The following is a 12,349-nucleotide window of genomic DNA, read 5'->3' on the forward strand; positions in this document are numbered from 1 at the left end:
CGTTCGACACGATCAGGCCAGCAGCAGCTTGTCGTCGTCCAGCTTCTCGCCGCGGGTCTGCTCGAACATGCGCAGCAGGTCGGGCACGTCGAGGCCGGCGCGCTGGGGGCCGGCCACGTCGAGGATCACCTGGCCCTCGTGCAGCATTACCGTGCGCGAACCGTAGTCCAGCGCCTGGCGCATGCTGTGCGTCACCATCATCGCGGTCAGCTGGCCGGCCTCGACGATCTTGGCCGTCAGCTCCAGCACGAAGGCGGCGGTCTTGGGGTCGAGCGCGGCGGTGTGCTCGTCGAGCAGCAGGATGCGCGAGGGCTTGAGCGAGGCCATCAGCAGGCTCACCGCCTGCCGCTGGCCGCCCGACAGCAGGCCGATGCGGTCGGCCAGCCGGTTCTCCAGCCCCAGCTTCAGGATCGACAGCTTCTCGCGGAACAGCTCGCGCAGGTTGCGGTTCAGCGCGAAGCCGAAGGCCCGGCGTTCGCCGCGCTTCCATGCCAGCGCCATGTTTTCCTCGATGGTCAGCGCCTCGCAGGTGCCGGCCATCGGGTCCTGGAACACGCGGGCCACCATGCCCGAGCGCTGCCAGGCGTTCATGCGGGTCACGTCCTTGCCGTCGATCTCGATGCTGCCCTTGTCGACGATCAGGTCGCCGCTCACCGCATTGAGAAAGGTCGACTTGCCCGCGCCGTTCGAGCCGATCACGGTAACGAACTGGCCGGTGGGAATCTCCAGGCCGAGCCCGCGCAGCACGCGGTTCTCGATCGGCGTGCCCGGGTTGAAGGTCATCTCGAGTTGTTGGGCGCGCAGCATCAGTTCTTCTCCTTGAAAAGCGCGCGCAGCTTGCGCTTGTAAGCCGGCACCAGCAGCGCGAACGCCACCAGCACTGCGGTGACCAGGTTCAGGTCTTGCGCCTGCAGGCCCATGAAGTCGGTGTTCAGCGCCATCGCAATGAAGAAGCGGTACAGCAGCGCGCCCAGCACGCAGGCCAGCGTGGTGATGACCATGCTGCGCGCGGGCAGCAGCGTCTCGCCGATGATCACCGCGGCCAGGCCGATCACGATCGTGCCCACGCCCATCGAGATGTCGGCCGTGCCCTGGCTCTGCGCGAACAACGCACCGGCCAGCGCCACCAGCGCGTTCGACAGCGCCAGGCCGGCCATGGTGTGGAAGTCGGTCGAAATGCCCTGGGCCCGCGCCATGCGCGCGTTGCCGCCGGTGGCGCGCATCGCCAAACCGGCTTCGGAGGCGAAGAACATGTCGACCAGGATCTTGGCGACGATCACGATCAGCAGCAGCAACAGCGGCTTGGCCCACTGCTCGGGCACGCCGCCGAAGTCGACCATGCTGAATACAGTCGGTTCGGTGATGAGCGCCACGTTGGGTTTGCCCATCACGCGCAGGTTGATGGAGTACAGCGCGATCATCACCAGGATGCTCGCGAGCAATTGCATGATCTTCAGCTTGACGTTGAGCCAGGCCGTGACCCAGCCCGCGGCGGCGCCGGCCACGCAGGCAACCGCGGTGGCGGCCACCGGGTTCCAGCCGGCGACGATCAGCGTCGCGGCCACGGCGGCGCCCAGCGGGAAGCTGCCGTCCACCGTGAGGTCGGGAAAGTTGATGATGCGAAACGACATGAAGACGCCCAGCGCGACCAGTCCGAATATCAGACCGATCTCGATGGCGCCCAGCGATGCGATGAGGGACATGTGGGGAGGCTTCCAGCAGGCGGCGAGGCAAGAACGGGCGCGCCCCGGTGGATGAAACCGGGGCGCGGGCCCGTCGGAGGGCTTACTTGGTGCTCACGACCTTCGCCGTCTTCAGCAGCTCGTCGGACAGCGTCACGCCCTGCAGCTTGGCCGCGCCGGGGTTCACCACCAGCTCGAAGTTGGTGCTGGTCTGCGAGGCGATGGTGCCGGGCTTCTCGCCCTTGAGGATGCGCACCACGATCTTGCCGGTCTGGCGGCCGATGTCGCTGTAGTTCAGGCCCAGTGCGGCCACTGCTCCGCGCTCGACGGTGGCCGTGTCGGCCGCCACCACGGGCAGCTTGGCCTGCTGGGCCACCTTCACGATGCCTTCGAAGGCCGAGACCACGTTGTTGTCGGTAGGCGTGTAGATCACGTCGGCCTTGCCGACCAGGCTCTGTGCGGCGGTCGGCACGTCCACAGTGCGGGCGGCGGCGGCTTCGACCACGGTCATGCCCGCGGCCGAGGCGGCCTTCTTGAGCGACTCGACGATGGCCACCGAGTTGGCTTCGCCGGGGCTGTAGATCACGCCGATGCGCTTGGCGTTCGGCACCACCTGCTTGATGAGGCCAACGTGCTTTTCCAGCGGCGACAGGTCGGACACGCCCGTCACGTTGGTGCCGGTGGCGTCCCAGTTCTTCACCAGCTTGGCCGCCACCGGGTCGGTGATGGCCGAGTACACGACCGGAATGGTCTTGGTGGAAGCAACCACGGCCTGGGCCGACGGGGTGGCGATGGCGACGATCACGTCGGGCGCGTCGCCCACGTACTTGCGGGCGATCTGGGCGGCGGTGCCCACGTTGCCCTGTGCGCTCTGGTAGGTGAACTTGAGGTTCTTGCCCTCTTCGTAGCCGGAGGCCTTGAGTTCGGCCTTCACGCCGTCGCGCACGGCGTCCAGCGCCGGATGCTCCACGATGGCCGTCACGGCCACCGACTTGGTGTCGGCCGCGAACGAAGGCGCGGCGGCCAGCATGCCGAGGGCCAGGGCCATTGCGCTGAAGGGTGTGCGAAGCAAAGCGTTTTTCACGTAGGGGTCTCCGGAGGGGAAATGGATGCGTCTGAGTGCGCCGCCGGCGGAGCCGGGGCAGGAAATCCAGCGGGCCGGGAATGCGGGCAGCAATCCCGGCGCTCGGAGTCTAGATCGTACTTTGCACAATTAAGGTGCATGAAAGGTCCGGACTTACCCCGCTTTGCACCATAAAATTGCATCCGTAAAGGATGGAGAGAAATGAAATTGCATGACGTCGAACTCGACAGGATCGACCGTCGGATTCTCGAGCACCTGCAGACGAACGGCCGGGCGTCGAATCTGGAGCTGGCGGAGGTGGCCAATCTTTCGCCCGCCCAGTGCCTGCGGCGCCATCGGCGGCTCGAAGAACTGGGGCTGGTCCACGGCTACGCGGCGCGGCTGAATGCGCGCCGGGTCGGTCTTGGAGTGATCGCCTTCATCCACGTGACCATGGCGCGCGGCCATGTCGACGAACTGCCCAAGTTCCAGGACCTGATCGCCGACATGAAGCAGATCCTGGAGTGCTATTCGGTGACTGGCGACTTCGACTACGTGCTCAAGGTCGTCGCGCAGGACCTGGAGTCGCTCTCGCAGTTCCTGATGCACACGCTGATGCACATGCCCGGGGTGTCGGCGGTGCGTTCCAGCGTGTGCCTCAACGAGATCAAGTTCACCACGGCGCTGCCGCTGGAGTGAGGGCGGCGCGGCGCTTCGATCAGCTCTGCACGCCGGGAATCGGCGAGGCGGGCGACGAAGGCACGATGGGCGCCGGGGCCTCTGGAGCGGCCGCCATCACCATCGTCGGCACCGCCAGCGGCAGCGAGGCCTTCTTCAGCTCGTCGAGGATCACGAACAGCAGGTCGCTGCGCACCCCGCCCGCCAGACGGGGGCTCGCCACGTAGGCGATGGCCTGGAAGATCAGCAGCCCGTTCTCTATGCCTTCGAGCGTGAGCGACGGCGCCGGCGTTTCCAGCACGCCTTCATGCGCCTTGCAGGCCGCCAGGATCAGCTCGCGCACGCGCTGCGCGTCGGTGGTCAGCGGCATCGGCAGGCGGATCAGCACGCGGCCCTCGGCGTTGGCCAGGGTCATGTTGCGCACGGTCTTGGTGATGAACTCCGAATTCGGCACGATCAGCGTGGAGCGGTCGCCCAGCTGGATTTCGGTGGCGCGCACGTTGATGCGGCGCACGTCGCCCTCGGCCGTGCCCAGCACCACCCAGTCGCCCACCTTCACCGGCTGCTCCGCCAGCAGGATCAGCCCCGAGATGAAGTTCTGCACGATCGCCTGCAGGCCGAAGCCGATACCCACCGACAGCGCGCTCGCCACCCACGCGATGCGTTCGATGCCGATGCCCAGCGCCGACAGCGTGAACGCGATCACCAGGATGCCGCCGACATAGCCCAGCAGCGTGGTGATGGAGCTTTGCATGCCCGGCTCGAACTGCGTGTTCGGCAGGTAGCTGCGCGTGAGCCAGCGCTTGAACACCCGCAGCACGATGAAGCCCACCACCGCCACCGTCAGCGCGCTGAGGATCGCGCCCGGCACCAGCTGGAATTCGCCCACCTTCACGCCGGAGCCGAGCTTGCCGCCGCGCTGGAACACCTCGCCAGGCGATGTGCCCAGCGGCGCGGCCAGCGCGATCAGCATGTACACGAACAGCGCGACGCGGCTGATGCCCGACAGCACCGTGGCCGCCTGGTCCAGCGTCTGCGGCGCGAGGCCGAAGCTCTTCTGCAGCTTCTGGCCGAAGGTGCTGCGCGACGACACGATGGCCATGAAAACGTCGTCGGCGAACTTGAACAGCACGTAGAAGGCCGCCGCCACGATGCCGGTCCAGGTGAGCTGCGAGGCCAGGAAGCTGCCCAGCGCCACATAGCCCAGCCCCACCAGCACCCAGATGGCGATCATCAGCGCGCCGATCAGCGCCACCAGCAGGCCGACCCACATCGGCCGCTCGGGCAGGCCGGCCTCGGGAGCGTCCGCGCGCAGGGCCTTGAGCCGGTAGATCACCGTGCCCACAAGCGCGGTGAGGATGAGCGCAGTGAGCACGTGCGTGGCCACCACGGCTGCAAAGCTGGCGTCGATCAGCGCGTTGATTTCGGCCGGCGTCCAGGCCAGCGCCGCCACCAGCGCCACCAGCCAGGGTAGCGCGGCGAGCCTGCTGGCCGTGGCATTGGGAATCGGCGGCAGCCGCCATGACGGCCGGGAGGTGGCCAGCAGCGCACGGCCCAGGCCGATGACGAAGGCCATGAAGGTCAGCGCCTGCGCCGACGACTGCAGCGCCTTGCGCGCCTGCGGGTCCCATGTGGCGTGCGCCTTGAGCACCTCCACGAAGCCGTGCGCGGCCACAGCCACCAGCAGCACATGGCTGCCCACGATCCCGATCACCAGCAGCGAGCGTCGCAGCCGGCCGGCGGGCAGCATCCGGGTCGCGAGCCGGGTGAGCAGGCGCTCGGCGCCCCAGACGCCCAGCCACGCCAGCAGCAACGCGCCGATGAGCGTCGCGATCACCAGTGTGAGCGACGCGGGTGCCAGCGCCTGGTCGAAACCCGCGCTGAGCGCCGAGCCCATGACCCGCAGCCGTTCCAGGTCGTCGGGCCAGGCGTCCTGCAGATCGGTCCAGAACTGGCCGGTGAGCGGCGAGGCGGCGCGCTCGGTGAGCTGTGCCTCGAACAGTTCCCGGCGCTGCGTGACGAGGTCGGTGCCACGCTGGCGCACATCGACCGACAGCAGGCGCGCGAGCCGGATGTCGGCGTCCAGCGCGTTGCGCTCCTTGGTCAGGCGCGCGCGCTGGCGGGTGATGTCGGGGTCTTCGGTGGCGCCGGCCGCGGGCGGATTGCCGAGTTCGCCCAGCCGGGCGTTCAGGTCGGCCAGCTCGCCTGTGCGCGCGGCGACGAACTTGTCGGCCTGCGTGCCGATGTCGTTGATCTGCGCAAGCAGCTTGCGCGCGTCATCGTCGGTCTCCGCGGCGGCACTGAGCTTGTTGAACTGGGCGCGCAGGTCGGAGACCGTGGGCGCCGGAGCGGCGGCTGTGGCGGTGCCGCTGTTGTTGCTGCTGTCGGGCTGCGCCATTGCGCCGCCGCACATCAGCAGCGCGGCAAGGCAGAAGGTCGCGAAACGTAGGGTCCAACTCATGGCCGCATCATAGAAGCCGCCATTTCGTAAGAGCCGGTAAGAAATGCAGCCTCAGCCGGCCGGAGGAAAGAGGTCGACCCGGTCGGTGATGATGCCGTCGGTGCCGAGGTCGATCAGCCGCTGCGCGGCCCACTCGTCGTTCACCGTGTAGCTCAGGGCGCGCATGCCGGCGCCGTGCACCTGTGCGACCAGGCCGGCGTCCCACAGCGCGTGGTTGCAGACGATCGCCACGCAGCCGAGCTGCTGGGCGGCTTCGAGCCAGCCCTTCCAGAGCGAGTCGAGCAGCAGGCCGCGCGGCAGCTCGGGCTGGACCGCCTGCGCGCCTTTCAGCGAATCGACCTGGAACGAGGTGAGCAGCGGCGGCACGGCCGCGCCCTGCCACAGGCGAGCGGCTTCGCGCGCCACCACTTCGCCGGTCTCGCGCTCGACGCCCGGCGTCGGCTTGATCTCGATGTTAAGCAGGTGGCCGTTGGCCAGGCAGAAGCGCGCGATGTTCTGCAGCGTGGGCAACGGCTCGCCTGCATAGCCGCGCGAATGCCAGCTGCCGGCGTCGAGCTGAGACAGCGCGCTCCAGGGCTGCTCGCCGCCGATGCCGCGGCCGCTGGTGGTGCGGTCGAGCTTGGCGTCGTGCATCAGGAAGGGCACGCCGTCGGCGCTGAGCTTGGCGTCGCACTCGAACATGCGATAGCCGTGGGCCGCGCCCAGCTTGAAGGCGGCCAGCGTGTTTTCAGGCGCCAGCTTGCCGGCGCCGCGGTGGGCGACCCAGCGGGGGTAGGGCCAGGGCTTCAGCGCGGTCATCGGTCAATCCGCGCGTTTGCCGGAACCGGCGTCGAACCAATGCAGCTTTTCTTCGCGCGCCGCGATCTTCACCGTGTCGCCGGCCACCGGCGGGCGGTCGCCTTCGTCGGTGCGCATGATGATCTGCTCGTCGCCGATGCGGCCGTACACCAGGCGCTCGGCGCCCAGCAGCTCGACCTGCTCGACCTGCACCGACCAGCCGCTTTCGTCGAGCTTCATGTGCTCGGGGCGGATGCCCAGGATCTGGCCCGGGCGCACGCCCGGCGCGTGCTTGAGCAGGTTCATGGGCGGCGAGCCGATGAAGCTGGCCACGAAGGTGGTGGCGGGGCGGTTGTACACCTCCTCGGGCGTCGCGAACTGGTCCATCACGCCGCCGTTCATCACGATGATGCGCTGCGCCAGCGTCATGGCCTCGACCTGGTCGTGCGTGACGAACAGCGAGGTGATGCCGAGCTCGCGGTGCAGCTTCTGGATTTCGAGGCGGGTCTGTGCGCGCAGCTTGGCGTCGAGGTTCGACAGCGGCTCGTCGAACAGGAACACCTGCGGCTGGCGCACGATGGCGCGGCCCATGGCCACGCGCTGGCGCTGGCCGCCGGAGAGTTCGCGCGGCTTGCGCTCGAGCAGGTGGCCCAGCTCGAGGATCTTCGCGGCCTTGTCGACGCGCGCCTTGATCTCGGGCACCGGCACCTTGAGGATCTTCAGGCCGTAGGCCATGTTGGCGAACACCGTCATGTGCGGGTAGAGCGCGTAGTTCTGGAACACCATCGCGATGTCGCGCTCGGACGGCTCGAGGTTGTTCACCACGCGATTGCCGATGGAGATTTCACCGGCCGAGATTTCCTCGAGCCCGGCCACCATGCGCAGCAGCGTCGACTTGCCGCAGCCCGAGGGGCCGACGATGACGATGAATTCGTGGTCGGCGATCTCGGCGCTCACACCGTGGATGACCTGGTTGGCTTTCGGCCCGTGGCCGTAGCGCTTGATGACGTTGCGTAGAGAGAGAGCAGCCATTTTCAGTTCGTTCTGCGTTTATTTGTCGGTATCTACCAGGCCCTTGACGAACCACTTCTGCATCAGCACCACCACGATGCCAGGCGGCAGCATGGCCAGGACGGCGGTGGCCATGACCACGTTCCAGTCCACCGGCGATTCGCCGTTGCCGGTCATGGCCTTGATGCCGACCACGATCGGGTACATGTTCTCGCTGGTCGCGGCGATCAGCGGCCAGAGGTACTGGTTCCAGCCGTAGATGAACTGGATCACGAACAGCGCCGCGATGCTGGTCTTCGACAGCGGCAGCAGGATGTCCTTGAAGAAGCGCATGGCGCCGGCGCCGTCCACCCGGGCGGCTTCCACCAGCTCGTCGGGCACCGTCAGGAAGAACTGGCGGAACAGGAAGGTGGCCGTGGCCGAGGCGATCAGCGGCACCGAGAGCCCGGCGAAGGTGTTGATCATGCCCAGGCTGGCAACCACCTGGTAGGTCGGGCCGATGCGCACTTCGACCGGCAGCATCAGCGTGATGAAGATCAGCCAGAAGCACAGGCTGCGCAGCGGGAAGCGGAAGTACACCACTGCGAAGGCCGACAGCAGCGAGATGCTGATCTTGCCGAAGGTGATGATGAAGGTGATGACCGTGCTGACCCAGATCATGCGGGCCACCGACACGTTGGTGCTGGTGCGCCCGCCGCCGGTCAGCGCGGCCTTGTAGCTTTCCCAGAAATTGGCGCCGGGCAGGATCGGCATCGGCGCCTGCATGATTTCCTGCGGCGTGTGCGTGGAGGCGACGAAGGCCAGGTAGATCGGGAAGACCACCAGCAGCACGCCGATGATCATGATCGCGTGCGCGAGGATGCCGAGGGAGGGGCGGCGCTCAACCATGGCGGGCCTCCGTGGCTTGGAGAGTGAGTTGCATGAGGGAGGAGGTCATCAGTACTGCACCTTCTTTTCGACGTAGCGGAACTGCAGCACCGTGAGACAGATGACGATGGCCATCAGCACCACCGACTGCGCGGCCGCGCCGCCGAAGTCCATGCCGCGGAAGCCGTCGAAGTACACGCGGTAGACCAGCGTGGCGGTGTCCTTGCCGGGACCGCCCTGCGTGGTGGCGTCGATGATCGCGAAGGTGTCGAAGAAGGCGTACACCATGTTGATCACCAGCAGGAAGAAGGTGGTGGGCGTGAGGAGCGGGAACTGGATGGTCCAGAAGCGGCGCATCGGGCGCGCGCCGTCGATGGCCGCGGCCTCGATCAGCGACTTGGGGATCGACTGCAGGCCTGCCAGGAAGAACAGGAAGTTGTACGAGATCTGCTTCCAGACCGCCGCCATCACGACCAGCGCCATCGCGTCGCCGCCGTTGAGCAGGTGGTTCCAGCTGAAGCCCATTTTCTTGAGCCAGTAGGCGACGATGCCGATCGACGAGGAAAACATGAACGACCACAGCAGGCCGGTGACGACCGGCGCCACCGCGTACGGCAGGATCAGCACGCTGCGGTAGAAGCGCGAGCCACGCACCACGCGGTCGGCAAAGACGGCCAGCACCAGCGCGATGGCCAGGCCCAGCACCGTCACCAGCGTCGAAAAGATCAGCGTGGTCTGGAACGACGCCATGTAGGTGCTGTCGTTCCACAGCGTCACGAAGTTGTCGAGGCCGACCCATGTGACCGAGTTGCCGAAGGCATCCTGCTGCTGCAGCGATTGCACCAGCGCCTGGCCGGCGGGCCAGAAAAAGAAGACGCCGACGATGATCAGCTGCGGGGCGAGTAAAGCCCAGGGCAGCCAGCTCGAGCGGAAGAGGACGCGTTTTTCCATGGGAGGGACGTTCAGGTCACAGACACACTAAATAAGCAAACAGCCAGCACTGCACGGGGGCAGGCTGGCTTGCGATGTTAAAACGAACCGAAACGAACATTCGTTCGCGCCGATTCGCCGGGTGCAGAGCTTACTTGTTTGCGGCCTGGAATTTCACCAAAAGTTCGTTTCCGCGCTTGACGGCGCTGTCCAGGGCTTCCTTCGGGGTCTTCTTGCCGGTCCAGATCAGCTCGGTTTCCTCGTCTTCGATCGCGCGGATCTGGGGCAGGTTGCCCAGGCGCACGCCGCGCGACTTGTCGGTGGTCTTCTTGATCATCTGGTTCACGGCCACGTCGGTGCCCGGGTTTTCCTTGTAGAAGCCGGTCTTCTCGGTCAGCTCATAGGAAGCCATGGTGATCGGCAGGTAGCCGGTGCGCATGTGGCTCTCGGACTGGACCTTGGGGCTCGACAGGAAGGTGAAGAACGCGGCCACGCCCTTGTAGTTGGCGGCCGGCTTGCCCGACATCACCCACAGGCTGGCACCACCGACGATGGTGTTCTGCGGCGCGCCCTGCACGTCCGGGTAGTACGGCAGCGCCGATTCGGCGAACTTGAACTTGGCGTCGCGCTTCACGCTGGCGTAGCTGCCGGACGAGCCGATGAACATCGCGCATTCACCCGAGGTGAACGAGGTGATGGGCTTGCTGGCGCGGCCCTTGTAGACGAACAGGCCCTGCTTGGACATGTTGGCCAGGTTCTCGAAGTGGCGAACGTGCAGCGGCGAGTTGAATTCCAGGCGGGCGTCGAGGCCTCCGAAGCCGTTGTTCTTGGTGGCGTACGAGGTGTTGTGCCAGGCCGAGAAGCTCTCGAGCTGGGCCCAGCTCATCCACGAGGTGGTGAACGGGCACTGGTTGCCGCTGGCCTTGAGCTTGGCGGCGGCCGCAACGACTTCAGGCCAGGTGGCGGGGGCCTTTTCGGGGTCCAGGCCGGCGGTCTTGAAGGCGTCCTTGTTGTAATAGAACACCGTCGTCGAGCTGTTGAACGGGAACGACAGCATCTGGCCGTTGGGGGCCGTGTAGTAGCCGGCCACGGCGGGAATGTAGGCCTTGGGGTCGAACTTCTGGCCGCCTTCCTTCATGACGTCGGCCACGGGCTTGATGGCGCCCTTGGAGTACATCATGGTGGCGGTGCCCACTTCGAACACCTGGAGGATGTCGGGCGCGTTGCCCGAGCGGAAGGCGGCGATGCCGGCGGCCATGGACTGGTCGTACTCGCCCTTGTAGGTGGGAACGACCTTGTAGTCCTTCTGGCTCTCGTTGAACTGCTTGGCCAGGTCGTTGACCCAGTCGTTCAGGGCGCCATCCATCGAATGCCACCACTGGATTTCAGTCTGGGCCTGGGCGAGAACTGGCATCACCAGCGAGGTGGCCAGCGCCGAAGCGATGGCGAGCGTCTTGAAGCGCATGAAGAAAACTCCTGAGGGGTTTGAGAAACCCGCGATATTAGGTTACGAATATGAACGTTTCGCGGCGATTGTTTTCGCATGAACGCGATTTCACTCAAACCGGGGAAACCCTTTTGACCATCCGCGCTCCTGTTTGGTGCATCGGCTTGCTGCGCTGCACCATGCTAGCCTTCGAGGATGAGCAAAACCTCTCTCGACAAAAGCAAGATCAAGTTCCTTCTTCTTGAGGGCATTCATCCTTCGGCCATCGAGGTGATCCGCGAGGCTGGCTACAGTCAGATCGAGACCCTGCCCAAGGCCCTGCAGGGCGAAGAACTCAAGGCCAAGCTGGCCGACGTGCACTTCCTGGGCATCCGGTCGCAAAGCCAGCTCACGGCCGACGTGCTGTCGGCCGCGCCCAAGCTGGTGGCGGTGGGCTGCTTCTGTATCGGCACCAACCAGGTCGACCTGGACGCCGCCCGCGAGCGCGGCGTGGCGGTTTTCAACGCTCCCTACTCCAACACCCGCTCGGTGGCCGAACTGGTGCTGGCCGAGGCAATCCTGCTGCTGCGCGGCATCCCGGAGAAAAATGCCCTGGCGCACCGCGGCGGCTGGCTCAAGTCGGCCGTCAATTCGCACGAAATCCGCGGCAAGACGCTGGGCATCGTGGGCTACGGCTCCATCGGCACCCAGCTTTCGGTGCTGGCCGAAGCGCTGGGCATGCACGTGGCGTTCTACGACGTGGTCAGCAAGCTGCCGCTGGGCAATGCCCGCCAGGTGCCCAAGCTGCACGACCTGCTGGCGCAGAGCGACATCGTGACACTGCACGTGCCCGAGCTGCCCTCCACCAAGTGGATGATCGGCGAGGCCGAAATCGCCGCCATGAAGCCGGGCGGCATCCTGATCAACGCCGCGCGCGGCACCGTGGTCGAAATCGATGCCCTGGCCAGCGCCATCAAGGCCAAGAAGCTCTGGGGCGCCGCCATCGACGTGTTCCCGGTCGAGCCAGGCAGCAACAAGGACGAGTTCGTGTCCCCGCTGCGCGGCCTGGACAACGTGATCCTGACTCCGCACGTCGGCGGCTCGACCATGGAGGCGCAGGCCAACATCGGCGGCGAAGTGGCCGAGAAGCTGGTCAAGTACAGCGACAACGGCACCTCTATCTCGTCGGTCAACTTCCCCGAGGTGGCGCTGCCCGCGCACCCCGGCAAGCACCGGCTGCTGCACATCCACAGGAACGTGCCGGGCGTGCTGTCCGAGATCAACAAGATCTTCTCGGACAACAACATCAACATCGCCTCGCAGTACCTGCAGACCAACGAGAAGGTCGGCTACGTGGTGATGGACATCGATGCCGCTTCGTCCGACCTGGCGCTGGAGAAGCTGGCCAAGGTGAACGGCACCATCCGCAGCCGCGTGCTGTTCTGAATCCGAGT

11 protein-coding genes are annotated in these 12,349 nt (G+C 66.2%); 2 read left to right on the top strand and 9 right to left on the bottom strand.

Annotated features, from left to right (window positions below; genetic code table 11):
• Window positions 1-12 precede the first annotated feature (12 nt).
• The 3 genes from ACWV14_RS07390 to ACWV14_RS07400 all read right to left on the bottom strand — a co-directional run bounded on the left by ACWV14_RS07390 (window position 13) and on the right by ACWV14_RS07400 (window position 2,730).
• Window positions 13-807: an ABC transporter ATP-binding protein gene (locus tag ACWV14_RS07390; RefSeq protein WP_081267945.1), complete on the bottom strand. Its 795-nt coding sequence runs from the start codon at window positions 805-807 to the stop codon at window positions 13-15.
• Window positions 807-1,703, bottom strand: a complete 897-nt coding sequence (locus ACWV14_RS07395) for an ABC transporter permease (RefSeq protein WP_454907503.1) — start codon at window positions 1,701-1,703, stop codon at window positions 807-809. Before ACWV14_RS07395 ends, ACWV14_RS07390 begins: the two co-directional genes overlap by 1 nt.
• Window positions 1,704-1,785: 82 nt before the next feature.
• Window positions 1,786-2,730 carry an ABC transporter substrate-binding protein gene (locus tag ACWV14_RS07400; RefSeq protein ID WP_422085291.1) on the bottom strand — a complete coding sequence of 315 codons (945 nt, stop codon included), beginning with the start codon at window positions 2,728-2,730 and terminating at the stop codon, window positions 1,786-1,788.
• A gap of 243 nt (window positions 2,731-2,973) precedes the next feature.
• Here ACWV14_RS07400 and ACWV14_RS07405 point away from each other — a divergent pair, with 243 nt between their 5' ends.
• Window positions 2,974-3,444, top strand: coding sequence for an Lrp/AsnC family transcriptional regulator (locus tag ACWV14_RS07405; protein WP_155742489.1), 471 nt, complete (start codon window positions 2,974-2,976; stop codon window positions 3,442-3,444).
• A 19-nt stretch (window positions 3,445-3,463) separates the two neighbouring features.
• Here ACWV14_RS07405 and ACWV14_RS07410 read toward each other — a convergent pair whose 3' ends face one another.
• The 6 genes from ACWV14_RS07410 to ugpB all read right to left on the bottom strand — a co-directional run bounded on the left by ACWV14_RS07410 (window position 3,464) and on the right by ugpB (window position 10,934).
• Entirely contained in the window at window positions 3,464-5,884 is a 2,421-nt protein-coding gene (locus ACWV14_RS07410; protein WP_454907502.1) for a DUF3772 domain-containing protein, read from the bottom strand.
• Between the two features lie 51 nt (window positions 5,885-5,935).
• Window positions 5,936-6,682 carry a glycerophosphodiester phosphodiesterase gene (gene ugpQ / locus ACWV14_RS07415; RefSeq protein WP_454907501.1) on the bottom strand — a complete coding sequence of 249 codons (747 nt, stop codon included), beginning with the start codon at window positions 6,680-6,682 and terminating at the stop codon, window positions 5,936-5,938.
• A 3-nt stretch (window positions 6,683-6,685) separates the two neighbouring features.
• Window positions 6,686-7,693, bottom strand: a complete 1,008-nt coding sequence (gene ugpC, locus ACWV14_RS07420) for a sn-glycerol-3-phosphate ABC transporter ATP-binding protein UgpC (protein WP_422085294.1) — start codon at window positions 7,691-7,693, stop codon at window positions 6,686-6,688.
• An 18-nt stretch (window positions 7,694-7,711) separates the two neighbouring features.
• Window positions 7,712-8,560 carry a sn-glycerol-3-phosphate ABC transporter permease UgpE gene (gene ugpE / locus ACWV14_RS07425; RefSeq protein ID WP_422085295.1) on the bottom strand — a complete coding sequence of 283 codons (849 nt, stop codon included), beginning with the start codon at window positions 8,558-8,560 and terminating at the stop codon, window positions 7,712-7,714.
• A gap of 48 nt (window positions 8,561-8,608) precedes the next feature.
• Window positions 8,609-9,490, bottom strand: coding sequence for a sn-glycerol-3-phosphate ABC transporter permease UgpA (gene ugpA, locus ACWV14_RS07430; RefSeq protein WP_422085296.1), 882 nt, complete (start codon window positions 9,488-9,490; stop codon window positions 8,609-8,611).
• 130 nt (window positions 9,491-9,620) lie between these two features.
• Window positions 9,621-10,934, bottom strand: a complete 1,314-nt coding sequence (gene ugpB, locus ACWV14_RS07435) for a sn-glycerol-3-phosphate ABC transporter substrate-binding protein UgpB (protein WP_454907500.1) — start codon at window positions 10,932-10,934, stop codon at window positions 9,621-9,623.
• A gap of 177 nt (window positions 10,935-11,111) precedes the next feature.
• Between ugpB and serA the strand changes: the two genes are divergently transcribed.
• A complete protein-coding gene (gene serA / locus ACWV14_RS07440) occupies window positions 11,112-12,341 on the top strand; it encodes a phosphoglycerate dehydrogenase (protein WP_422085298.1) in 1,230 nt (409 codons plus the stop codon).
• Window positions 12,342-12,349: the final 8 nt, after the last annotated feature.

The organism is Variovorax durovernensis, from assembly GCF_977011995.1.

Excerpts from the sequence above, each read along its gene's own strand:
- ACWV14_RS07390 (WP_081267945.1), bottom strand. The coding sequence starts at position 807 with ATGCTGCGCGCCCAACAACTCGAGATGACCTTCAACCCGGGCACGCCG.
- ACWV14_RS07395 (WP_454907503.1), bottom strand. The coding sequence starts at position 1,703 with ATGTCCCTCATCGCATCGCTGGGCGCCATCGAGATCGGTCTGATATTC.
- ACWV14_RS07400 (WP_422085291.1), bottom strand. The coding sequence starts at position 2,730 with ATGGCCCTGGCCCTCGGCATGCTGGCCGCCGCGCCTTCGTTCGCGGCC.
- ACWV14_RS07410 (WP_454907502.1), bottom strand. The coding sequence starts at position 5,884 with ATGAGTTGGACCCTACGTTTCGCGACCTTCTGCCTTGCCGCGCTGCTG.
- ugpQ (WP_454907501.1), bottom strand. The coding sequence starts at position 6,682 with ATGACCGCGCTGAAGCCCTGGCCCTACCCCCGCTGGGTCGCCCACCGC.
- ugpC (WP_422085294.1), bottom strand. The coding sequence starts at position 7,693 with ATGGCTGCTCTCTCTCTACGCAACGTCATCAAGCGCTACGGCCACGGG.
- ugpE (WP_422085295.1), bottom strand. The coding sequence starts at position 8,560 with ATGGTTGAGCGCCGCCCCTCCCTCGGCATCCTCGCGCACGCGATCATG.
- ugpA (WP_422085296.1), bottom strand. The coding sequence starts at position 9,490 with ATGGAAAAACGCGTCCTCTTCCGCTCGAGCTGGCTGCCCTGGGCTTTA.
- ugpB (WP_454907500.1), bottom strand. The coding sequence starts at position 10,934 with ATGCGCTTCAAGACGCTCGCCATCGCTTCGGCGCTGGCCACCTCGCTG.
- serA (WP_422085298.1), top strand. The coding sequence starts at position 11,112 with ATGAGCAAAACCTCTCTCGACAAAAGCAAGATCAAGTTCCTTCTTCTT.